Raw genomic sequence first — 22,799 nt, 5'->3', positions numbered from 1 at the left:
ATCGGGAGCGCGCACGTGCACGCGAAGTCAGTCCGCTGCCGCGGACCGCGCAAAAGAGTCTACTCCCTGTCGCCACCGGGTACCGCACCGGCAGCCCCTGATGAGAGGGGTTGTCCACAACCGCCTCGGTTATCCACAGATTCCCCCGGCGCGCCCCGCACGCCACGCCGGTCCCCCAGCCTGGAACACATGACCATGACGACCTGTTCCCGCCCTGTCACCAGGCACTCCTTCGCTCTCGACCGCACCGGCGGGAGGCACCGCCGCCCCGGGGGCCCTCGGCGCCTTCCCCGCCTCGCGATCCTGGCGACCCTGCTCGCGATCTTCGCGTCGGCGGCGATGCCGGGCACGGCCAGAGGCGCGCCCTCCCCGCAAGGGCGCCTCTCCTGGCCGCTGTCGCCGGCACCGAGCGTCACCAGGTACTTCGAGCCGCCTTCGACTCCGTACGGTCCCGGTCATCGGGGCGTCGACCTCGCCGCAGCACCGGGCACGAACGTGCTCGCGGCCGCCGAAGGCGTGGTGATGTTCGCCGGGCAGGTGGCGGGCCGCGGCGTGGTGTCGATCGATCACGAGGGAGGGCTTCGCACGACCTACCAACCGCTCGCCCCGACGGTCACCGCGGGTGATCAGGTCTACCGCGGCCAAGTGCTCGGGACACTCGCGACGGGCCACCCCGGCTGCCCGGAGCCGGCGTGCCTGCATTTCGGCGTCCGGCGGGGCGAGGAGTACGTCGATCCGCTCGCGCTGATCGGCGAGCCGTCGGAGGTCCGGCTCAAACCGTGGGAAGGAGACTGAGTGACCGGTGCGGAACGACTCGGGCAGCCGAGCAGTGTCGGTCGCCTGCCCCTTCCGCAACGCAAGGTGCCGTGATCCGCGTGTCCTGGTGGACGGCACGCGTGATCGAACAGCGCACATGCGTGACTGGAGGCCGAACACACGTGATTGGAGGCGGAACTCGCCGTGGTGCCTGGGTGCTAGGCCTGCTCGACCAGTTTGGCGCGCAGCCGCATGACGGCACGGGTGTGCAGCTGGCTGACCCGTGACTCGGTGACGCCGAGGACCTTGCCGATCTCGGCGAGGGTCAGGCTTTCGAAGTAGTAGAGACCGACGACGATCCGGTCGCGTTCGGTCAGCTGCGCGATGGCCTGCGCCAGCTGGCGGCGGTTGTCCTGATCGACCAGGACGGCCACCGGGTCGACGGCGCCGTCGTCGGGCAGGGTGTCGACCAGCGAGCCGCTGTCCTTGCCCGCGGCGACGAGGTCTTCCAGCGCGATGACACTGGTCAGCTGCATCTGCCCGTAGAACTCGCGCAGGTCGTCGACGCTGATTTCGAGCTCGGCCGCGAGTTCGGCGTCGGTCGGCGTGCGGTTCAGCCGGGCGCCGAGGCGTTCCAGGGCGCGCTCGGCCTCGCGGGCCTTGCTGCGGACCGCCCGGGGGACCCAGTCCTGGGAACGGAGATCGTCGAGGATCGCGCCCCGGATGCGCTGCATGGCGTAGGTCTCGAACCGCAGGCCCCTGGCGGGCTCGAACTTCTCGATCGCGTCGACCAGGCCGAAGATCCCGGACTGGATCAGGTCGCCGACGTCGACGTGGGTCGGCAGCCCGGTGCCGACCCTGCCCGCGACGTACTTGACGAGCGGGGCGTAGTGCAGCACGAGCCGGTCGCGCACGACCTGGTCCGGCGACTCGGTGAATTCCCGCCACAGCGCCTGGATCCCGGCGTCCACTTCGTAGCCGGTCCGTGCTTCGGGTGCGACGGCAGGACCGTCCCCGCCGGGACGATGTTTCCCGGCGGCTTCGGTGACATGTGGGTCGGCGGTCATCGGACCGCCGTTCTCAGCATGCGACTCAGCGTGGTCTCCGTGCTCGTGCGGATGCGCGTGCGCCGCCGGTGCGGGCCGCCGGGTCACCTGCCGAGTCCTCCCCGGCATCATCGGGCCCGGGGGTGCGCGCGGTCGTGGATCGCCTTCAGCCGATCGACGGTCACATGAGTGTAGAGCTGCGTGGTAGCCAGCGTAGCGTGACCAAGCAGTTCCTGAACGCTTCGAAGATCAGCGCCGCCTTCGAGCAGATGGGTGGCCGCGGAATGCCTCAGGCCGTGCGGCCCCATGTCGTTCGCGCCGGGCACCGAACCGACGGCGTCGTGGACGATCCGCCGGGCCGCCCGCGGATCGAGCCTGCCTCCCCGTGCCCCCAGGAAGAGCGCCGCTTTCCCCGGCTCCTTCGTTTCGACGGCGAGCTTCCCCCTGCCCTCGTCCAGCCAAGCCCGCAGAGCCGTTTCGGCGGGGACGCCGAACGGCACGACACGTTCCTTGCCGCCCTTGCCCAGCACGAGCACGACCCGGCGGGAGAAGTCGACGTCGCCCACATCCAGCCCGCACAGTTCCGAGACCCGCACGCCGGTCGCATAGAGCAGTTCCACGATGGCACTGTCCCTCAAAGCCACCGGGTCGCGCTGTTCGGCACCGGCGGCTGAGAAGCGCATGACGTCGCTCGCCTGCTCCGCGCGGAGGACCCCGGGGAGCTTGCGGTGCGCGCGAGGCGCCACCAGCCGGCCGCCCGGATCCGAGGCGAGCGCCCCGCCCCGGTGGGCCCACGCGGTGAAGGTGCGTGCCGCCGCGGCGCGCCTCGCCAGTGTCGTGCGGCTGGCCCCCTCCTCGCGCTGCCGGGCCAGCCAGCCGCGCAAGGTCCCGATGTCGAGATCTTCGAACCGGCCGCCGTTCCCGTCCACGAAGCCCATCAGCGACACGATGTCGCCGAGATAGGCACGCACGGTGTGCGCGGACAGCCCGCGTTCCAGGGAAAGGTGCCGCTCGTAGTCGTCGATCAGCTTCCGGACAGGCTCCGGCAGCGCGGCACGGGCGGCGCGCAGATCGGGTCTGCGGGCGCGTTTCCCCGTGCCGTGGGCACCTTCGGTCGACGGCATGCCGATCACGCTGCGCGATGTACGGCGGATGGTCAAGTATCGCCGCACCCTGTTGCGGTGTCCGTGGTCGGATCGTGCCGGGATGGCGTCTCAGGTGTAGGCCAGTCAGGTCTTGGCGGTCCGTCTTCGCCACCCTGTGTCACTCCTTTCCGCGAAGCCGTCGAGCTCCAGTTCGGGAAGCAGCGAGCGGACGCGCTCGACCGGGACGCCCGACTCGGCCGCCAGCCGTTCCTCGTGTCTCGCTGACCGTGCGGACAGCGCGTCGTGCACTCGCAGCGCCTCCGGACCGAGCCGATCGGTGCGGCGGCGCGGTTTCGACGGATCCGCGGCCGGCGCCCCGAGGCGTCCGGCGGTCTCGAGGATCTCGTCGACCGAGGTCACCAGCGTGGCCTCGCCTTCGCGGATCAGCGCGTGACAGCCGGCGGACATCCCCGACGAGACCGGCCCAGGCATGGCCATCACGACCTTGCCCAGGGCTCCGGCCGTACTCGCGGTGTTCCGCGCGCCGCTGCGCCTGCCCGCTTCGACCACGACGGTGCCTTCCGTGAGCGCAGCGATGAGCCTGTTCCGGACGAGGAACCGATGCCTCGCGGGCGAAGTGCCCGGCGGGTACTCGCTGACCACCGCGCCGACCTTTCCGATGTTGCGCAACAAGGTCGCGTGCTGCGCCGGGTATCCGACATCGGCTCCGCAGCCGAGCAGGGCCACCGTCGTCCCGTCCGCGCTCAACGCGCCCCGGTGGGCCGCGCCGTCGATCCCGTACGCCGCTCCCGAGAACACCGGGATCCCGCGGCTCGCGAGGTGATAGCCCAGCTCGGCGGCGTGGTGCTCGCCGTACCCGGTCGCCGCGCGGGCACCGACGATCGCGATCGCCTGGTCGACGGCCTCGTCGAGCCTGGCCGGACCCCGGACCCACAGCGCCAGCGGAGGTGCCACACCGGAAACTCCCCTGCGCTGCGCCACCGCCAGCGAAAGCAAGGGCCAGGCCGGCCATTCGCCGTCTTCCGGGATGACGAGCCTCGTCTCGTCGGCCGCGGCCCGCTCCAGATCCCGCTCGGCGTAGTCGTGCGCTCGGCGCGCGGCCGTCTCGTCACGCACCTTCGGCGGGCAGTCGGCGCGCCGCACCCTTTCCGCGGCGACGACCGGGCCGAATTCGTCCACGAAACCGGCCAAAGCGGGTGCCGGGGGCTCGGCCACGCGGAGAAGGTACGACCGCGCGAGACGTTCGGCTTCGAGTTCACTCATCCGGATGACCTCTCCCGGAAGTTCAGGGCCGCCGCGACCTCATCCGCCTCCGGCTTGCCGGCCCCCTTCAAATCGGCGAGTGTCCAAGCGATGCGAAGGCAGCGGTCGGCGCCGCGCGCCGTGATCGCGCCCCTTTCCAACGCGCGGTCCAGCAGGGCCGTGACCTGCGACGGCAAGGCGAACTCACGGCGCAGCGCGGGGCCGGGCACCTCCGCGTTCGTGAGCCAGCCGTGCTCCGCCCAGCGTTTCGTGGCTCGCTCGCGTGCCTCCAGCACTCGCTCCCGGACGGGCGCCGACGCCTCGGGCGGCTCACTCAGGTGCGCGCTGAGCGCGGACAGCGGACGCAGCCGGACCCGCAGATCCACCCGATCGAGTAGTGGCCCGGACAGCCGGCCCAAATAGCGCCTTCGCATGGTCGACGAACAGGTGCAGTCGGCGTCCTTCGCCGGGGCGCATGGGCAGGGGTTGGTCGCCATCACCAGCTGGAACCGTGCCGGGTACCGCACGGCGCCCTTGACCCTCGCGATCCGCACTTCGCCCTCTTCGAGCACCGTGCGCAGCGACTCCAGCCGCTCCGGGCCGAATTCGCACACCTCGTCGAGGAAGAGGATTCCCCGGTGCGCACGGCTGATCGCGCCGGGGACCGCCAGGCCGCTTCCGCCACCGATCAGGGCGGGCACGCTGATCGAATGATGCGGCGCGACGAACGGTGGCACGGTGACCAGCGGTTCGGTGCGGGAGAGCGAACCGTCGATCGAATGCACCGCTGTCACCTGCAGCGACTCTTCGGCGGTCAGTCTGGGAAGCAGGCCGGGCAGCCGTTTCGCGAGCAGTGTCTTGCCCACCCCGGGCGGACCGGTCATGAGCAGGTGATGCCCGCCGGCCGCGGCCACCTCCAGCGCCCATCGCGCTTCCGGCTGCCCCACCACGTCGGCGAGATCGGGCACTCGCGGCGGCTCCTGGACGACGCCTGGCTCGGGGCGGGTGAGCTCGCCTTCGCCCTTGAGCCAGTCCGCGAATTCGCTCAGCCGCGCCACCCCGCCGACTTCCAGGCCGTCCACGAGAGCGGCTTCGAACAGCGACTCGGCGGGAACGACGGCCCGTCGGTACCCGGCGTTGCGCGCCGCCAGCAGCCCAGGCAGGACCCCGCGGACCGGCCGTACCCGGCCGTCGAGGGCGAGTTCACCGAGCAGCACGGTGTTCAGCAGCTTCGTGGCGGGGACCGAGCCGGTGGCGGCCAGGACCGCCGCCGCGATCCCCAAGTCGTAGCCGGACCCCACCTTCGGCAGATTCGCCGGTGAAAGGCCGAGGATCACCCGCTCGTCCGGCCAGGTCCGCCCGGAATTGCGCACGGCGGAACGGACCCTGTCCTTGGCCTCTTTCAGCCCGGTGTCCGGCAGCCCGACCATCGTCACCCTCGGCGATCCGCCGCCGATGTCGGCCTCGATCTCGATCACCTTGCCATCGACGCCGAGCAGCGCGACGGACCATGCCTTCGCCAGCGCCATTCAGAACGCCGCCTTGATGTGCCGCACCCGGGGCGGGGCATCGGGCGAGGCGACGATCGCGACGATGTCGTAGCGGACCGGGCACCAGCGGATCATGAACTTGCGCTGCCACTGGTACGCGAGACGGCGGATGCGATCGGCTTTGTCCGGTGTGACCGCCTCGGCCGGGGTGCCGAACTCCAGCCCCGTCCTCGTCTTCACCTCACAGAAAATGAGGACCTTCCGGTCGGTCGCGATGAGATCCAGCTCGCCGTCACGGCAACGCCAGTTACGGCTCAGGACGACGTAGCCCTTCCTCTCCAGATGCCGGACCGCGAGGTCCTCGCCCCAGCGGCCCAGCTCGATCCGAGGTGCCCCGGCGGGCGGCCGCTCGGCAATGCTCGTCATCTCGATCCCCCTCAGCGATCGGCACGGTGCGTGTGTGATCGACGCTGCCAGGGTGAGGGGGTGGCGGACAGACCTGATTTCGGCGCCTGTGGACAACCGGGGTGTTGTGGATGGTTGGGCCGTCAGGAGAGCTCATCGGCCGGAATCGTCGGTGGGCTGTGCTATGGGACCCGGTACAAGTACGTGAAGGCCCCCTTCACCGCGCTAGACGCAATGAAGGGGGCCTTCACGTACTTAGGAAGATCAGCCGGAGAACGGTCCGTCTTCCGGCAGCCGGAGATCCGGTTTGTCGAGCTCCTCGACGTTGACGTCCTTGAACGTGATGACCCGGACGTGCTTGACGAACCGGGCGGGCCGGTACATGTCCCAGACCCAAGCGTCGGACATGCGGACCTCGAAGTACACCTCGCCGCCACCGTCGCGCACCTGCACGTCGACGGCGTTGGCCAGATAGAACCGCCGCTCGGTCTCCACCACGTACGAGAACTGGCCGACTATGTCGCGATACTCGCGGTAAAGCGAGAGCTCCATCTCGGTCTCGTACTTCTCGAGATCCTCTGCGCTCATGAAATCCGCGCCCCTCCTCGCGATTTTGCTGCTGTTCCAGCGGCGGAGCGTTCATTGTTACCCACGTGCGGGCCGAGGGCACGTATCGGCACGCTCGGGTTTTCCAGTGCCGCGACGGTCAGCACGACCGGGTGAGGCGGCCGCACCCGGTGCGCGGCGGCCGCGGTGGCCACGTTGGCGTACGACCAGCGATGGACCGGACTCGGACCGTGAGTGTCGAGCGCCGCGCTGTGGTCGGTGGTGCTGTACCCCTTGTGCACGTCGAAACCGTAATGCGGGTGGACGTCGTGCAGGTCGCCCATGATCCGGTCACGGGTGACCTTCGCCAGCACCGAAGCCGCCGCCACGCAGGCGACGGCCTTGTCCCCCTTGATCACCGGGACACTCGGGGCGGGCAGCCCGGACACGCGGAACCCGTCGGTCAGCACGTAACCGGGCGTTTTCCGCAGCGCCGAGACGGCACGCCGCATGCCTTCGAGGTTCATGACGTGGATGCCGAACAGGTCGACCTCGGCCGCCGGGATGACGATGACCGAATAGTCGACGGCACGCTGGACGACCCGGTCGTACACGCGGTCGCGGGCCTTGGCCGTGAGCACCTTCGAGTCGGTGAGCTCGGGCAGGCGCGCGGCGTCGCCGGGACGCAGGACGCAGGCGGCCACGACGAGCGGGCCGGCGCAAGCACCGCGCCCTGCCTCGTCGACTCCGGCGACGGGCCCGAGGCCCCGCCGGTCCAGCGCACCCTGCAAACCCCAGAAGAGGTCGCCACGCACCACTGCCCGCGGCGGCCGAAGCGGCTCGGCCGGTGTGAGCGGTACAGGAACTCTCAAGGCCTTACCGCCTCCGGTCGACCGCCTTGCGCACTCCGGCCGACATCCGCCTGCCGAGGAAGAGCACGGGCCACGCCGCGGCGACACCGACTCCCAGCGGGAGCCCCTGCTGCCAAGCCGGGGCGCCGAGCGCCAGCGGCTGAGCGTTCGCCTGCGGGTTGTGGTCCGAAACGCCACCCCAGCGGCCGGGCGGGAGCACGATGACCCGCGCCTTGCCGATGATGTTGTCCACCGGGACCGCGCCGTTGACCCCACCGCCACCCTGGATACGGGAGTCGCTGGAGTTGTTGCGGTTGTCGCCCATCACCCAGACGTAGCCGGCGGGCACCTTGACCGGCTCGAACGTCCGCTCGGTGGGGGCCATGCCCTCTTCCCAGTGGACGTACGGCTCGTCGAGTGCCTTGCCGTCGACGACGACGCGGTTGTTGTCGCAGCACTGGACCGTCTGGCCGCCGACCGCGATGATCCGCTTGACGAAGTCGCGCTCGTCCGGCGGCGCGAACCCGATCAGGGAACCCAGCGTGCGGAATCCGGTGACGAAGATGTTGCTGGACTCCGGCGTGTCGATCTCGCCGACCCAGGCGGGCGGGCCCTTGAAGACCACCACGTCGCCCGGGGCGGGATCGGTGAAGTCGTACGTGATCCGATCGACCAGGATCCGGTCGCCCGTGCATCCCGAGCAGCCGTGCAAAGTGGTCTCCATCGATCCCGAGGGGATCATGTAGACCTTGGCGAGGAACTGCTGGATCAAGATCGTCAGCACGAGCGCGACGACGATCAGGATCGGCAGTTCCTTCCAGAACGACCGCTTCTTGTTGACCTTGCCGAATTTCTTGGAACCGGACCGGCCCCGGCGGGAGGCCCGGGTGGGGCGCTCCTCTTCGGGGCGATCGGGCTCGTCTTCGGAGGTGTTCTGGGACACGGGTTCGACCACGACGCCAGGTTACCGGTAACCGAGTGGCTACCTACTTGGCGGAGGCCGTCTCGCGGTTTTCGCGGCGTTCCTTGATCTTGGCGGCCTTGCCGCGCAGCTCGCGGAGGTAGTACAGCTTCGCCCGGCGGACGTCGCCGCGCTTGAAGACCTCGACCTCGGCGATGTTCGGCGAGTGCACCGGGAAGGTGCGCTCCACGCCGATGCCGAACGACACCTTGCGGACCGTGAAGGTCTCGCGGATGCCGCCGCCCTGGCGACGCAGCACGACGCCCTGGAAGATCTGGTTGCGCTCGCGGTTGCCCTCGATGACGCGGACGTGAACCTTGAGCGTGTCGCCCGGTCGGAAGTCCGGGATGTCGGAACGCAGTGACTGCGCGTCCAGCGCGTCCAGGGTGTTCATCGGTGGTCCGTCCTCGTCTTCGTATGGCTTACGTGCAGCTTGGGCGCGCAGTGTCGGGCACTGCGACCTACCCGGGGGCTGATGGCGTTCCGGCGGACTTCGCGGCCTTGATACCCGGCTTGCAGGGTTTCAAGTTTCGCGCGTCCACTCACGCCAACCTGTCAAGTATTGCAGACCAGGACTCAGGTGGTTGACCCGGCCTGGTCGCTGCCCTCGGCCAACCGGTCGAGGACCTTGAGATCGTGCTTGTCGAGACTACCCTCCGGCAGCAGGCCGATCAGTTCGGGCCTGCGCCGTACGGTGCGTTCCAGCGCCTGGTCGCGGCGCCAGCGGTCGATCAGCGCGTGGTTCCCCGAGCGCAGGACGTCGGGGACGGCCAGGTCGCGCCAGACCTCCGGCCGGGTGTAGCTGGGGCCTTCGAGGAGACCGTCGGAGAACGAGTCCTCTTCGGCGGAGCGGGCGTTGCCGAGCACTCCGGGCAGCAGCCGGACGACGGCCTCGACCATCACCAGGACCGCGGCCTCGCCGCCGACCAGCACGTAGTCGCCGATGGAGACCTCGTCGACGGGCATCCGCCGCGCGGCGTCGTCGATCACCCGCTGGTCGATGCCCTCGTAGCGGCCGCAGGCGAACACCAGGTGCTCTTCCGCGGCGTACTGGTGGGCCATGGCCTGGGTGAACGGCCGCCCGGCGGGGGTCGGGACCACGAGACGGGTGTTCTCGCCGCAGACGTCGTCCAGGGCGGGGCCCCAGATCTGCGGTTTCATCACCATGCCGGGCCCGCCGCCGTACGGAGCGTCGTCGACGGCGCGGTGGACGTCGTGCGTCCAGTTCCGCAGGTCGTGGACGCCGACCTCGATGAGGCCGCGGTCGATCGCGCGCCCGAGCAACGCGGCGCGGAGCGGATCGAGGTATTCGGGGAAGATCGTGACTACGTCGAGGCGCATCAGGCGTCCAGCAGGCCTTCCGGCGGGTCGAGGACCACGCGGCCGCCGGCGACGTCGACGGCCGGGACGATCGCCTTCACGAACGGCACCAGCACCTCGCGCCCGTCGTGATCGATCGACAGCAGTTCCCCGGCGGGCGAATGCACGATTTCGCGTACCTTGCCGACGACGGTGCCGTCGGCGAGTTCGGCCCGCAGGCCTTCGAGTTCGTGGTCGTAGAACTCGTCGGGGTCTTCGGTCGGCGGCAGCGCCGAGGTGTCGGCGATCAGCAGCGCGCCGCGGAGGGTCTCCGCGACGTCCCTGGTCAGCACCTCTTCGAAACGCACCAGCAGCCGCCCGCTGTGTTCGCGGGCGGCTGCGATGGTGAGGTCTCTGCTGCTGCCGTCACGCAGCTTCGTCGTGACGGCCGAACCGACCGCGAACCGCTGTTCCGGCGAGTCCGTGCGCACGTCCACCGCGAGTTCCCCGCGGATTCCGTGCGCCTTGGCGATACGGCCGACTACGACGTCCATCCCGTTGTGTCCTTGGTCAGCGATCGGTGTCGACGACGTCCACGCGGACGCCGCGGCCACCGATGCCGCCCATGACGGTGCGCAGGGCGGTCGCGGTACGACCGCCCCGGCCGATCACCTTGCCGAGATCGTCGGGGTGCACGTGCACCTCGAGCGTGCGGCCACGGCGAGTGGTCAGCAGCTCGACCCGGACCTCGTCCGGGTTGTCGACGATCCCGCGCACCAGGTGCTCGAGGGAGTCAGCGAGGAAGCTCACGCCTCGGCCTTGTCACCCTCGGCGGCTTCGGCCTTCTCGGCCTCGGCCTTCTTCGGGGCGGACTTCTTCTTCGGCGTGGTGGCTTCGGCGGAGGCCGAGTCACCGGCGGCCGCGAGCGCGGCGTTGAACAGGTCCTGCTTCGACGGCTTCGGCTCGGCGACCTTCAGGGTGCCCTCGGCGCCCGGGAGGCCCTTGAACTTCTGCCAGTCACCGGTGATCTCGAGGATGCGCTGGACCGGCTCGGTCGGCTGGGCGCCGACGGACAGCCAGTGCTGGGCCCGCTCGGTGTCGACCTCGATGAAGCTCGGCTCTTCCTTGGGGTGGTACTTGCCGATCGTCTCGATGGCCTTGCCATCACGGCGGGTGCGCGCGTCGGCGACGATGATGCGGTAGTACGGCGCACGGATCTTGCCGAGACGCTGCAGCTTGATCTTGACGGCCACGGGTGTGGGTACTCCTCAGTTCTCTCTGATGCATGTGGAAGGCGCACGCCAGCCGAGTGGGGACACGGCTGCGCACACCCGAAGGGTGAGCTCGGGCGCGGTGAGAGGGTCCGGCCAAAGCAGGCAAGCGTACATTCTGCCAGACGCCGATCGGCCGTCAGAACGCGGCTATCCCGAGCGAGGCGAGCAGGATCGTCACGGCCGGGAGGAAGTTGTTCACCTGATGGGCGACCACGCTGCCGAGCAGCCGCCCGGTGAACACCCTGGCCAGCCCGATCGGGATCGCGATCACCAGCAGCAGGGTGGTGCGCAGCGGTTCGAGATGACTCGCCGCGAAAACCGCCGTGGAGACCAGGAACGCCGCGATCCTCCCCCAGCGTTCGGTGCGCCAGGTCAACCGCTCCACCGCGCCCCAGAGCAGGCCGCGGTAGATGATCTCCTCGCAGATCGGCCCCACCAGCCACAGGTAGATGAACATGACGACGGCCGCCGAGATCGACATCCGCCGGTCCTCGACGAGCGCGCTGATCGCCGAGGTCGCGTTCTCGTTGCCGACGACCTGCGTCCAGACGTAAGCGGCGAGCGAGGTCAACCCGAGCCCGAGCACGCCGAGTTTGAGGCCGACCTTGACGTCGGCCCAGCTCCAGCCGATCCGCAGGTCGGTGAAGGGGCCGTTGCCGCGTAGCCGGGTGATCAGCAGCGCGACCCCGGCGGCGATCATCGTCGGCACCATGGTGCCCAGCAGCACCATGCGCATCGGCAGGGGCTGGCCGGGCTGGACGTCGCCGAGCAGGACGCTGATGAACGCCGCCGACGCCAGCAGGACGGCCTCCACCAGGAGGAAGGCCCCGAATCCCCAGCGATGCGGCGGTGGCGTGTCGGGCGCGGCCACCTCACCTCCGGCAGTGAGTTCGTCCGGCGGCGCCGCCTCGGGGATCGGCTCCCTGGGCTGAGATACGGTCACGCCGATCCTCCGGTGATCGTTCGGTTACTCAAAGACTCTAACCGCCTGAAGCGGCGATCACCTCGCCGCGAAGAGCAATACAGCCGGTGGGAGGTTGTTGGCCGCGTGCGCGATCACCGACGCGCTCACCCGGCCGGACAGATAACGGGCGAGGCCGATGGCGATCCCCTGGCCGAACAACGCGATCGTCCGCGCGGCCTCGCCGTGCAACTGGGCGAACACCAGCGCGGTGACCAGCAGGATCACCCACGAGGGCAGGCGATGGAAACCCATGGCGTTCCACAGCGTGCCGCGGAAGAGCAGTTCCTCGGTGACCGGAGCGGCGAGGACGACGATGACCGCGGCCAGCACCAGCCAGATCGTGTCGCCTTCGGTGGTTCCCGACAGTTCGGTGATCGGCCCGGGCGAGACGTCGGAAAAAGTCCTGTCGTCGCTGTCGGTCCCGTAGACGGCCAGCAGGAGCAGGTTGAGGAGGTAGCCGGCGGCGAGCGCGGCGGCTCCGCAGGCGAGCCCGATCCGGACGTCGCGCCAGGTGGGCTTGAGCCCGAAGTCCGTCCGAAGCCCCTGCCCCCAGACGCGCGAACCGACCGCGGGGCCGAGCCCGAGGACGAGGGTCGGCAGGAAGGCGAGGATCAGCAGCGGGCCGACGTCACGGAGTTCGAGCGGGTCGTAGCCACCGAAGCGGCCCGACATCAGGAAGCTCATGACGAGCGTGACGAGGTGGTATCCGGCGATGCCCGCGAAGAACGCTACGAATCCCCAGTGCGCTCCGAGCACCAGACGCTCGCGAGCCTGCCCGTCGTCCACCACGCCTCCACGCTAGGTACCGCTCCCGTCACGGATGGAGTCGGGTCAGGCGTAGATCTTGCCACGCAGCACGATGTGGCTCGGATGCCGGAGCACCGCGAGATCCTCACGCGGATCGGAGGGGTAGACGAGCAGATCGGCCGAAGCGCCGTCGGCGATTCCCGGCACGCCGAGCCAGTCGCGAGCCGCCCACGAAGCCGAAGCCAGCGCCTGCTCCGCGGACATGCCCGCCTTGTGCAGCGCCTCGATCTCGTCGACGAGCCTGCCGTGCTCGACCATGCCGCCCGCGTCGCTTCCCGCGTACACCCGGACACCCGCCTCGATCGCCGTCGAGACCATCTCCCCCACGCCGGCGTGCAGCGCCCGCATGTGGTCCGCGTACACCGGGTACTTGCCCGCCTTGTCCGCGATGCCGGGGAAGTTCTCGATGTTGATCAGGGTCGGCACCAGCGCGATACCGCGTTCGGCGAGGACGCCCAACTGGTCCGACGAGAGCTCCGTGCCGTGTTCGAGGCAGTCGATCCCCGCGTCGATCAGGCCGGGCAACGCGGCTTGGCCGAACACGTGCGCCGTCACCTTGGCGCCCTCGGCGTGCGCGGCGGCGATGGCCTCGGCGAGGACGTCGTCCGGCCACAGCGGCGCGAGATCGCCGACCCCGCGGTCGATCCAGTCACCGACGAGCTTGACCCAACCGTCGCCGTCACGGGCCTGTTCGGCGACCGCCTTCGGCAGCTCGGAAGGGTCTTCGAGTTCGATCCCGAGGCCGGGGATGTAGCGCTTGCGCAGGGCGAGATGCCGTCCGGCGCGGATGATCCGCGGCAGGTCGGCCCGCTCCTGCAACGGCCGGACGTCGATGGGCAGCCCGCAGTCGCGGATCAGCAGCGTCCCGGCGTCGCGGTCGGTGATCGCCTGCTCGGCGGCCTCTTCGAGGGTGGTCGCGCCGCCGACCCCGATCCCGGGATGGCAATGCGCGTCGACCAGGCCGGGAACGAGAAAGCCTTCCCGGACAACGGTTTCCGCTCCGGCCACCGGTTCGGTCGTGATCCGGCCGCCGGTGACCCACAGCTCACGGTGCTCGCCGTCCGGCAGGACGACGCCGGCCAGGTGCAGCGCCTCCACGGGCTACTTGTCCTTCGGCAGCTTGAACTTCTTCGGGTCGAACCCGGGTACGTCGTTCATGCCGCCGAGCTGCGAAAGGTCGGGCATGCCGCCACCGGGCATCCCGCCACCCGGCGGCAGCATCGGCATGCCGCCGGGGAAGCCGCCACGGACCTTGGGCTGCGTCGGGCCGCGCCCCTTGCCCTTCTTCCCCTTCTTGCCCTTGCGGTTCTTGCTGCCGCCGCCTCCGCCGCCGAAGCCGAAGCGGCCCGCCATCTGCGCCATCATCTTGCGCGCTTCGAAGAACCGGTTGACCAGGTCGTTGACGTCGCGGACGGCGACACCGGACCCCTTCGAGATCCGGACGCGGCGCGAGGCGTTGATGATCTTCGGGTCGGCCCGCTCGGCGGGGGTCATGCCGCGGATGATCGCCTGCAGCTTGTCGAGCTGCTTGTCGTCGACCTGCGCGAGCTGGTCCTTCATCTGCCCGGCGCCGGGCAGCATGCCGAGCAGGTTGCCGATCGGGCCCATCTTGCGGACCGCGAGCATCTGCTCCAGGAAGTCCTCGAGGGTGAGCTGGCCGCTGCCGAGCTTGGCCGCGGTCTGCTCGGCCTTCTCCTGGTCGAAGTGCTGCTCGGCCTGCTCGATGAGGCTGAGCACGTCACCCATGCCGAGGATCCGGCTGGCCATCCGGTCCGGGTGGAAGAGGTCGAAGTCTTCGAGCTTCTCGCCGTTGGAGGCGAACAGGATCGGCTGGCCGGTGACCTGGCGGACCGACAGCGCGGCACCACCGCGGGCGTCACCGTCGAGCTTGGTGAGCACGACACCGGTGAAGCCGACGCCGTCGCGGAACGCCTCGGCCGTGGTGACCGCGTCCTGACCGATCATCGCGTCGACGACGAACAGCGTCTCGTCCGGGGAAACGGCGTCGCGGATGTCCGCGGCCTGCTTCATCAGCTCTTCGTCGACACCCAGACGGCCGGCGGTGTCGACCAGGACGATGTCGTGCTGGGCGCGCTTGGCCTCGTCGATGGCGCGGCGGGCGACGTCGACCGGGTCGCCGACGCCGTTGCCGGGCTCGGGCGCGAAGACCGCGACCCCGGCCCGCTCGCCGACGACCTGCAGCTGCGTGACCGCGTTGGGGCGCTGGAGGTCACACGCGACCAGCATCGGCGCGTGGCCCTGCTTCTTCAGCCACATCGCGAGCTTGCCCGCGAGCGTCGTCTTACCGGCACCCTGCAGACCCGCGAGCATGATGACCGTCGGCGGGTTCTTCGCGAACGTGAGCCGCCTGGTCTCGCCGCCGAGGATGGTGACGAGTTCCTCGTTGACGATCTTGATGACCTGCTGCGCCGGGTTCAGCGCGCCGTGCACCTCGGCGCCCTTGGCGCGCTCCTTGATCCGGGCGATGAAGTCCTTGACCACAGACAGCGCGACATCCGCCTCGAGCAGCGCGATCCGGATCTCGCGCGCGGTGGCGTCGATGTCGGCGTCGGAGAGCCTGCCCTTGCGAGACAGGGTCTGCAGGGCGGACGTGAGCCGATCGGAGAGGGTGTCGAACACGGGTGTGCACGCTCCAGCTGGGTCGTTGTGGCTCGCCGGTACGAACCGGCGGCTTCCCAGGGTAGTCGGTGTCCGAGGTCAGCGTTTGACGCGGTTGCGGACGGCCAGCAGGGTCAGTCCGAGCAGCAGCGGCCCGAGGACGCGCATGACCAGCCGCAGGACCTCGCCGAACGGGGTCAGCTCCTTCGGCAGCGTCGCCAGTTTCGTGTCCAGCGAAACGGTGCTCTGGGCGACGTAGATGAGGGTGTCGCCGAAGGCGGGCGTGGTCTTGAAGCCGCCTAACCAGATGCTCGTGCTCACGACGGCTATGAGGACCGCCAGGGTCGCGAGGGCCCTGAGGGCGCGGAGGCCGTAGCCGGAGACGAGCCAGTAGAGGTGGAGGATGAAACGCTCGGACCACGGGGTGGCCGGGCTGTGGCGGCGCATCTCCATCTCGCCGTAGTAGAAGTCGGCGGCGCCGGGTTCGTTCTTGCTGTCTTCCTGTGCCTTGCGGAGCTGCCGGTAGAGGTCGGCGATGCGGCGGGGGCCGACCGGGGCGCTTCTGTCGGCACGCCAGGCGCGTTCCTCGGCGAGGACCTGGCGGTTGCGGTAAGAGCCGAACGTGCAGGCGCCTTCCAGCCGCAGTTTGTCCAGGTGATGCGCGCCGGTGAACCGGCAGTCCGCGAGGTCGATGTCGGTGAACACGACGTCGGCGACGTCCGTTCCCTCGACCGACGTGACCGACGCGGTTCCCATGACCGTCGAAGCCTTGCCGAAGAACGTCCTCTGCAGGGCGACCGCCGAGCGAGCGCCCAGCCGGAGCGTGGCCCCTTCCTCGAACCTGGTTTCGGAGCAGTCCATCACCGGCGCTTCGGCATCGACGAGCATCCGTCTCCGGAACGTCGCGCGTCCGAAGAGCAACTGCTCGGCGGTGACCGGCCCGAAGCTCTCAGCCGTCGTGAAGTCGGCCCCGTGGAAGTCGGCGCAGTCCAGGAAACGGGCTTCCGCGAACCTCGCCGCGCCGTGGAATTTCGCGCCCTTGAACACGGCGCGGCCATCGAACCGCAACGAGCCGAACCCGGCTTCTCCCGCGAATTCCGCTCCCTCGAACGAAACGAGATCGGGGAATCCGCGAGAGAACGACACGCCGGTTTCGAACTTCGCGTTCTCGAAGGAGACGCGCCCACCGAACCGCGTGTCCTCGAACGTGGTCTGCTCGAACGAAGCACCTTCGAACGTCACCGAGCCGGTGAACCGGCTGCGAAGAAACGAGGCACTGTCCCGAAAACCGGCTTTGCCGAACCTGACGGCGCCCGCGAACACGGCATCGGTGAAGTCCGCGTCGAAGAACGTGGCGTCTTCGAAAACCACGAGCCCGGGAAAGCGTGTCTCGGCGAAATCCGCGCGGCCGAACTCCGCGCGACGGCCGTCGATGCTCCCGACGGCGTCGACGAGTCTCGTGACGAGTTCCCCGGAAAGCGTGGTCCCCCGGAGATCGACTTCGGCGCCGAGCGAGAGACCGCGGAAGTACTCGTCCTGCCGCCCGGGTTCGAGATGCTCGAGACAGTGATCGAAGCCGAGGACGCGCACGCCGCGGCAGTCCTCGCGCTCGCATGACGGCCAAGCCTCGCCCATGCGTCATTACTAGCGCAGAAAACAGGGCTCCGGGACCGGTCGCCCCTCGCAGACCGGTACCGGAGCCCCTACGGAAGGCTCGCCTCCCCGCGAGCCGACCGTAAGCACACTTGGCGAGCTTCGCGGGACTCGGTATCGCCGGACCCCCAGTACCAGGCGATTCGCTGCCCGCGCTCTCTCCGCGCGATGGCATAACCATGCCCGGTCACCCTGGGGTCACGGCAGCGTGAAGACCCCCAACTCCCCCTGAGTAGATCTACTCAACTGGTCTTGGCCGACGACGACGCAGCCCGCTTCGCCCGCGTCCGCGCCTGGCGCGCCTTGTCCGCCGCTTCCTTGGCCTTCTCGACCGGGCCCTGCTGCAAGGCGGCGAGCAGCCGCGTCACACCTTCCGCCTGTTCGGCGGCGGTGGGCTGGAGGACGTCGTCACCGTCCAGCTTGGCCTGGATGAGTGCTTCGAGCGCCTCACGGTAGTGATCGGTGTACCGGCCGGGCTCGAAATCCTCTGTGAGGTCTTCGATCAGCGAGACCGCGTTCCGCAGTTCCCCGCGCCGCAGGTCGACGTCCTCGTGCAGGAACGGGAAGTCCGGCCGCCGGATCTCGTCGGGCCACAGCATCGTCTCGAGCAGGATCACCTGGTCCCGCACGCGCAGCGCGCCCAGCGTCTCGCGCTGTCGCAAGGTCACCTTCACGATCGCGATCCGCCCGGACTGCTGCAGCGCCTCGCTCAACAGCACGTACGGCTTGGTGCCCGCCGGCTCCGGTTCCAGGTAGTAGCTGCGCGCGAAGTACATCGGGTCGACCTGGTCGGCCGGGGTGAAGCCGACCACGTCCATCGACTGGGTGGTCGGCGCGAGCAGCGACGCGAAGTCACCGGCGGTCAGCAGGACGACGTCGCCATTGGGGACGGGATACCCCTTCGCGATCTCGGCCGCGGGCACCTCGGCGCCGTCGACCTCGCAGACCCACTTCACCCGCACCCGGCCGCCGTCCGGCTCGTGCACCTGGTGGAGGGGGATGTTGTGCTCTTCGGTCGCGCTGTACGCCTTCACCGGAATGGCGTAGGTCCCGAATCCGATCGTGCCTTTCCACACCGCGCGCATGGCCCACCTCCGCCTGGTCAGCGTATCCACGCGCCGAAGCGGCGGGACAGCTACAAACGGGTGTCAGGGGCTACTGAATCGCTCACACATTCGAATGACGGGCGCGATTCGGCGAGTGCCTCGGCCGAACAGTCGACAGCGGTGGCCGCCGCACGGAGCACTTCGGCGACCACCTCGACGTCGACCATCGGCGCGGTGGCCAGCGCGCCTTCGCCGCCCCCTTCGACACGGCCCGCCATGCCTTCGAGCGCGATGGCCAGCGCCTGCTGGCCCGCGACGAGGTGCCGGACCACTTTGAGCAGTTCGGGCACGGTCGCGGCGGTACCGGAAGCGGTGAGGGAGACGGCGAGGTCGTCCGCGCACGCGCGGAGATGGGAGGCGACGACGGTCGGCGGCAGCGTGATCCGCTGCGGTCCGGGCGGGTTCTGCTCGTGCTCCAGCACGCGCTCACCGCCCTCCGGGTCCTTCGGGTCTCGACCGCGCACATCCTGCCACCGCTACCCACCGCGACTCGCACGACACCCCGAACACGCGCTCAGGAAGCGGCCGCCAGCAGTGCCGCTTCGACCTTCGACCGCCACGCCTGGTCGACCCGGCCGGTCCGCGGCGCCACGGCGAACGAGTCGACGACGGCACCGCCGAGCGTGGCCACCTTCGCCCACCGCACCTCGGCCTCGCACCGGCGCAACGCGCCCGCGACCCGGTACAGCAGCCCGATCCGGTTCGCGGCCCGCAGTTCGACCACGACCGTGTCGCGCCCGCTGGTCTCGTCGTCGAACCAGATCACCTTCGCCCCGGCCGGCGGCGCTTCCCCTCCGCCGTAGTCCCGTTCCTTCGCCGCGAGCCGCTGGGTGAGCGGCAGCGTCCCCGCCACCGCCCGCGCGAACTGCTCCCGCAGCAGCGTGACGTCGGGCAGCGAGCCGAACTTCGGCGACGCCGTGAAGACTCCCGCCCGTCCCCCGTCGTGCCCGCGCAGCACCGCCGCGTGGACTTCGAGCGAGTTCAGCGCGAGCACCCCGGCCGCGGGGGCCAGCAGTTCCGCGCGGGCCGGGACGGCGAGCACCACCGTCACCACCTTGCCGGCGGCGGTGATCCGCACCTCGCCGCGGCCGGACGCGACGGCTTCGGCGACGAGCTCCCGCTGTTCGGCACCCATCGGCTCCGGTGGCACGAAACCCTTGCCGTGCAACGCTTCTTCGCAGCCGGACACCAGTTCGGCGAGCAGGCGCGCCTTCCAGTCCGTCCACACGCCCGGCCCGGTGGCCAGCGAATCGGCCGTCGTCAGGGCGTGCAGCAGTTCCAGCAGGACGAGATTGTCGTCGAGCGTCTTGGTGACCCGCTGGATCGTGGCGGGATCGCTGATGTCCCGCCGCGTCGCGGTGTGCGGCAGCAACAGGTGATGCCGCACCATCGCCGCCACCAGCGCCGAATCGGCGGGCGACAACCCGAGCCGGGCCGCCACCTGTGCGCTGATCTTCGCGCCGAGTTCGGAATGGTCCGCGTCGCGGCCCTTGCCGATGTCGTGCAGCAACGCGCCGATCAGCAGCAGATCCGGCCGCGAAACGGTGGTCGTCAGTTTCGACGCCTCGACCGCGGCCCGCACGAGATGCCGGTCGACGGTCCACGAATGCACCGGCGACCTCGGCGGGAGATCCCGCACGGCACCCCATTCGGGGAACAGCCGCGCCCACAGACCGGTGCGGTCCAGCGCCTCCACGGCGTCGACCAGCCCCTCGCCCGCGCCGAGCAGTTCCACCAATGCCTTGAGGGCGTCGGCGGGCCACGGCGCGCGCAGTTCCGGCGCGGTTTCGGCGAGCGCCCGCAAGGTCCCGTGCGCGATGGGCTTGCGGATCCGGGCCGACGCCGCGGCGACCCGCAGCAACAGGGCCGGATCCTTGGCGGGCAGGGCGTCCCGCGCCAGCGCGACCTCGTTCCCGTGCAGGACGACACCCTCGTCGAGCGGCGTCCGCACCGGACGGCGGCCGAACCGCGCCTTCGGTGGTTCCACAGTGGACCGGAGCGCGACGTCGACCGCGTACGCGATCGTCCGCCCCGCACCGGAAAGCTTGCGCGCCAAGGTGAACCGATCGCCGAAACCGAGTTCGCCCGCGACCGTCTCGGCTTCCGGCGCGCTGAGGATGTCCCGCTCCCGGCGCAGTTCGCGCCGTAGTTCCGTCCGGACGTCGAGCAGCAGGCTCTTGGCCGCGAGCAGTTCCTCGCCGGGCCTCGCCGTCAGCTGTGCCGCCGCGAGCGCTTCGAGAACGGCGAAGTCGCGAAGCCCGCCTCTGCCGTGCTTGAGATCCGGCTCGGCTGACTGTGCGATCTCGCCGCTGCGGGCCCAGCGCTGACGCACCGCGTCCGACAGTTCGCCCATCCGTTTCCGGGCGGTCCTCCGCCACTGGTCCCGTGCCGCGGCCGCCAGCCTGGCGGTGATCTCGGCGTCCCCGGAGATGTGGCGGATGTCGAGCAGCCCCATCGCGGTCCGCAGATCCTCCGACGCCACCTTCAGCGCCTCACCCGGAGTGCGGACCGAGTGGTCGAGGCCGATCTTGGCGTCCCACAGCGGGTACCAGATCGCGTCGGCGATCTCGCCGACGCTCGAGTTGCCGTTGTGCAGCAACAACAGATCGAGGTCGGAGAAGGGCACCAGTTCGCTGCGCCCCAGGCCGCCGACGGCGGCCAGCGCGACACCGGGTTCAGCGGTGTCGACGCCGGCCGCCGAAGCGCCCTTGCCCAACCAGAATTCGTAGAGGTCGACGCACGCCGCGCGCAACGCGGCCGCCCCTAACCTCCCGTGTCTGCCCTCGAGCAACCGCTCGGTGGCCTTGACCAGTTCACCCCCGTCGGCCATCGTGGGCGCCTATAGGGCGTCCGAGCCGCGCTCGCCGGTACGTACCCGGATGACCGTCTCCACCGGCGTCACCCAGATCTTCCCGTCACCGATCTTGCCGGTGTGGGCGGCCGTGGTGATCGCGTCGAGGACCTTCTCCACGTTGGAATCGTCGGTGACGACCTCGACCCGCAGCTTCGCCACGAAGTCCACGGAGTACTCCGCACCCCGGTAGACCTCGGTGTGGCCCTTCTGCCTGCCGTAGCCCTGTACCTCACTGACCGTCATGCCGAGCACGCCCAGCTGCTCCAGCGAGGAGCGGACGTCGTCGAGCGTGAACGGCTTGACGATCGCGGTGATCAGCTTCATGCCTTGCTCTCCTCGAGTTTCGTGGCCGCGGTGGACGTCTTGACCGGGATGGAGCTCGGCTGGCCGAGGCCGCCGCCCGAACCGGTGAAGTCGTACGCGCTCTCCGCGTGCTGGGCCTCATCGATACCACTGATCTCGTCCTCCGCGCTGACGCGGAATCCGCCGAGCTTCTTGATCACCCAGCCGATGACGAAGGTCAGCACGAACGAGTAGCCGAGGACCACGGCCGCCGCGAGCGCCTGCTTGCCCAGCTGGCCGAGGCCGCCGCCGTAGAACAGGCCGTCGACGCCGAGCGAGTTGACGCTGGTGGTGCCGAAGAAACCGATGAGCAGCGTGCCGACGAGACCACCCACGAGGTGGACGCCGACGACGTCGAGGGAGTCGTCGAAACCGAAGCGGAACTTGAGGCTGATCGCCAGGGCGCACAGGGCACCGGCGATGAGACCGATGGCGATGGCACCCAGCGGGCTGACGAATCCGGCCGCCGGGGTGATCGCGACGAGACCCGCGACGGCACCGGAGGCGGCGCCGAGCGTGGTCGGCTTGCCGACCTTGATCTGCTCGACGATCAGCCAGCCGAGCACGGCGGCGGCGGTCGCGACGGTGGTGTTGGTGAACGCGACGGCGGCGAGGTCGTTGGCGGCCAGCGCCGAACCGGCGTTGAAGCCATACCAGCCGAACCACAGCAGCGCGGCGCCCAGCAGCACGAACGGCACGTTGTGCGGGCGTCCGGTGCCCTTCGGCCAGCCCTTGCGCTTGCCGAGCACGATCGCGAGGGCGAGGCCCGCCGCGCCGGCGTTGATGTGGACCGCGGTACCGCCGGCGAAGTCGAGCGCCTTGAGCTGGTTGGCGATCCAGCCGCCGACCGAATCGGCGCTGATGAAGCCGTTGAACGAGAACACCCAGTGCGCGACCGGGAAGTACACGATGGTCACCCACACCGCGACGAACAGCGTCCAGCCCCAGAACTTGGCGCGGTCGGCGATGGCACCGGAGATCAGCGCGGGCGTGATGATCGCGAACATCAGCTGGAACATCACGAAGGCGAACAGCGGCAGCGCGTCCGCGCCGGGCCAGGCGACCTCGGGCGTCCTGCTGGTCGCGGCGGTCGCGAACCCGGCGAGCTTGCCGGAGATGGTCGAGAGCCCCGCGAAGTCGAAGTTGCCGAGCAACCCGCCGCCCACGTCGTTGCCGAACGCCATCGTGAAGCCGTACAGCGTCCAGAGGACGCCGACTACGGCGAGCGCGATGAAGTTCATCATCAACATGTTCAGAACGCTCTTCGCGCGGACCATGCCGCCGTAGAAGAACGCCAATCCCGGTGTCATGAGCATGACCAGCGCGGCGCTGATCAACACCCATGCGGTGTCTCCTGCGTTCAGCACAATCTTCCTCCCGTGCCTGGGGTGTACTGCGCAGGAATTTTTGGACCGGGGTGTTTCCTCGGGCGGCGATTCAGGTTTCACCCGCGTGAACTGTCGGTACGGCGTTGTTAC

At 69.7% G+C, this 22,799-nt stretch carries 24 protein-coding genes; 1 reads left to right on the top strand and 23 read right to left on the bottom strand.

All coding sequences use genetic code 11. The annotated features are described in order from the left end of the window. Window positions 1–189: 189 nt before the first annotated feature. Window positions 190–795, top strand: a complete 606-nt coding sequence (locus DMC61_RS26875; protein ID WP_125692230.1) for a murein hydrolase activator EnvC — start codon at window positions 190–192, stop codon at window positions 793–795. A 179-nt stretch (window positions 796–974) separates the two neighbouring features. On the opposite strand, the gene DMC61_RS26870 is transcribed toward DMC61_RS26875, so the two are convergent. The 23 genes from DMC61_RS26870 to DMC61_RS26760 form a co-directional block, all read right to left on the bottom strand. Then, a complete protein-coding gene (locus DMC61_RS26870) occupies window positions 975–1,910 on the bottom strand; it encodes a FliA/WhiG family RNA polymerase sigma factor (protein WP_063271565.1) in 936 nt (311 codons plus the stop codon). 20 nt (window positions 1,911–1,930) lie between these two features. Beyond that, window positions 1,931–2,926 (bottom strand): tyrosine recombinase XerC, encoded by a 996-nt coding sequence (locus DMC61_RS26865; RefSeq protein WP_125692228.1) that lies wholly within the window; start codon window positions 2,924–2,926, stop codon window positions 1,931–1,933. Window positions 2,927–3,031: 105 nt separating this feature from the next. Next, a complete protein-coding gene (gene dprA, locus DMC61_RS26860; RefSeq protein WP_125692226.1) occupies window positions 3,032–4,171 on the bottom strand; it encodes a DNA-processing protein DprA in 1,140 nt (379 codons plus the stop codon). After that, the gene (locus DMC61_RS26855; protein WP_125692224.1) at window positions 4,168–5,679 is read right to left on the bottom strand and encodes a YifB family Mg chelatase-like AAA ATPase; all 1,512 of its coding nucleotides are present in this window, start codon (window positions 5,677–5,679) and stop codon (window positions 4,168–4,170) included. Before DMC61_RS26855 ends, dprA begins: the two co-directional genes overlap by 4 nt. Then, window positions 5,680–6,066: a YraN family protein gene (locus DMC61_RS26850; RefSeq protein WP_125692222.1), complete on the bottom strand. Its 387-nt coding sequence runs from the start codon at window positions 6,064–6,066 to the stop codon at window positions 5,680–5,682. 243 nt (window positions 6,067–6,309) lie between these two features. Beyond that, window positions 6,310–6,633, bottom strand: coding sequence for a DUF2469 domain-containing protein (locus tag DMC61_RS26845; RefSeq protein ID WP_003096226.1), 324 nt, complete (start codon window positions 6,631–6,633; stop codon window positions 6,310–6,312). Further along, on the bottom strand, window positions 6,630–7,409 hold the full coding sequence (locus DMC61_RS26840) for a ribonuclease HII (protein ID WP_125692449.1): 780 nt from the start codon (window positions 7,407–7,409) through the stop codon (window positions 6,630–6,632). Before DMC61_RS26840 ends, DMC61_RS26845 begins: the two co-directional genes overlap by 4 nt. A gap of 58 nt (window positions 7,410–7,467) precedes the next feature. Further along, window positions 7,468–8,397, bottom strand: coding sequence for a signal peptidase I (gene lepB / locus DMC61_RS26835; protein ID WP_125692220.1), 930 nt, complete (start codon window positions 8,395–8,397; stop codon window positions 7,468–7,470). Window positions 8,398–8,428: 31 nt separating this feature from the next. Beyond that, the gene (rplS, locus tag DMC61_RS26830; RefSeq protein WP_063271552.1) at window positions 8,429–8,797 is read right to left on the bottom strand and encodes a 50S ribosomal protein L19; all 369 of its coding nucleotides are present in this window, start codon (window positions 8,795–8,797) and stop codon (window positions 8,429–8,431) included. Window positions 8,798–8,979: 182 nt separating this feature from the next. After that, complete coding sequence (gene trmD / locus DMC61_RS26825) at window positions 8,980–9,744, bottom strand: tRNA (guanosine(37)-N1)-methyltransferase TrmD (RefSeq protein WP_016336231.1); 765 nt, start codon at window positions 9,742–9,744, stop codon at window positions 8,980–8,982. Next, window positions 9,744–10,256: a ribosome maturation factor RimM gene (gene rimM / locus DMC61_RS26820; RefSeq protein ID WP_063271551.1), complete on the bottom strand. Its 513-nt coding sequence runs from the start codon at window positions 10,254–10,256 to the stop codon at window positions 9,744–9,746. The genes trmD and rimM overlap by 1 nt, the downstream gene beginning before the upstream one ends. Before the next feature lie 16 nt (window positions 10,257–10,272). Beyond that, window positions 10,273–10,512: an RNA-binding protein gene (locus tag DMC61_RS26815; RefSeq protein ID WP_003103110.1), complete on the bottom strand. Its 240-nt coding sequence runs from the start codon at window positions 10,510–10,512 to the stop codon at window positions 10,273–10,275. Next, window positions 10,509–10,955: a 30S ribosomal protein S16 gene (rpsP, locus tag DMC61_RS26810; protein WP_037342314.1), complete on the bottom strand. Its 447-nt coding sequence runs from the start codon at window positions 10,953–10,955 to the stop codon at window positions 10,509–10,511. The genes DMC61_RS26815 and rpsP overlap by 4 nt, the downstream gene beginning before the upstream one ends. A gap of 157 nt (window positions 10,956–11,112) precedes the next feature. Further along, complete coding sequence (locus tag DMC61_RS26805) at window positions 11,113–11,919, bottom strand: CPBP family intramembrane glutamic endopeptidase (protein WP_125692218.1); 807 nt, start codon at window positions 11,917–11,919, stop codon at window positions 11,113–11,115. 57 nt (window positions 11,920–11,976) lie between these two features. Continuing rightward, entirely contained in the window at window positions 11,977–12,726 is a 750-nt protein-coding gene (locus tag DMC61_RS26800) for a CPBP family intramembrane glutamic endopeptidase (protein WP_083715735.1), read from the bottom strand. Between the two features lie 45 nt (window positions 12,727–12,771). Continuing rightward, window positions 12,772–13,845 (bottom strand): amidohydrolase family protein, encoded by a 1,074-nt coding sequence (locus DMC61_RS26795; RefSeq protein WP_125692216.1) that lies wholly within the window; start codon window positions 13,843–13,845, stop codon window positions 12,772–12,774. 3 nt (window positions 13,846–13,848) lie between these two features. After that, complete coding sequence (ffh, locus tag DMC61_RS26790; protein WP_038509855.1) at window positions 13,849–15,387, bottom strand: signal recognition particle protein; 1,539 nt, start codon at window positions 15,385–15,387, stop codon at window positions 13,849–13,851. Between the two features lie 78 nt (window positions 15,388–15,465). Beyond that, the gene (locus DMC61_RS26785) at window positions 15,466–17,001 is read right to left on the bottom strand and encodes a pentapeptide repeat-containing protein (RefSeq protein ID WP_233594956.1); all 1,536 of its coding nucleotides are present in this window, start codon (window positions 16,999–17,001) and stop codon (window positions 15,466–15,468) included. Window positions 17,002–17,261: 260 nt separating this feature from the next. Continuing rightward, on the bottom strand, window positions 17,262–18,104 hold the full coding sequence (locus tag DMC61_RS26780; RefSeq protein ID WP_125692214.1) for a Ku protein: 843 nt from the start codon (window positions 18,102–18,104) through the stop codon (window positions 17,262–17,264). A gap of 50 nt (window positions 18,105–18,154) precedes the next feature. Next, window positions 18,155–18,547, bottom strand: coding sequence for a hypothetical protein (locus DMC61_RS26775; protein ID WP_063271544.1), 393 nt, complete (start codon window positions 18,545–18,547; stop codon window positions 18,155–18,157). 92 nt (window positions 18,548–18,639) lie between these two features. Continuing rightward, the gene (locus tag DMC61_RS26770) at window positions 18,640–20,955 is read right to left on the bottom strand and encodes a [protein-PII] uridylyltransferase (protein WP_125692212.1); all 2,316 of its coding nucleotides are present in this window, start codon (window positions 20,953–20,955) and stop codon (window positions 18,640–18,642) included. 9 nt (window positions 20,956–20,964) lie between these two features. Further along, window positions 20,965–21,303 carry a P-II family nitrogen regulator gene (locus DMC61_RS26765; RefSeq protein ID WP_038509839.1) on the bottom strand — a complete coding sequence of 113 codons (339 nt, stop codon included), beginning with the start codon at window positions 21,301–21,303 and terminating at the stop codon, window positions 20,965–20,967. Further along, entirely contained in the window at window positions 21,300–22,688 is a 1,389-nt protein-coding gene (locus tag DMC61_RS26760) for an ammonium transporter (protein ID WP_199750113.1), read from the bottom strand. Before DMC61_RS26760 ends, DMC61_RS26765 begins: the two co-directional genes overlap by 4 nt. Between the last annotated feature and the right edge of the window lie 111 nt (window positions 22,689–22,799).

The sequence above is a fragment of the Amycolatopsis sp. WAC 04169 genome (assembly GCF_003947535.1).
Lineage (GTDB): Bacteria > Actinomycetota > Actinomycetes > Mycobacteriales > Pseudonocardiaceae > Amycolatopsis > Amycolatopsis keratiniphila.
The sequence above is the reverse complement of the archived record's forward strand: the minus strand, read 5'-3'. Positions and strand labels throughout refer to the sequence as shown.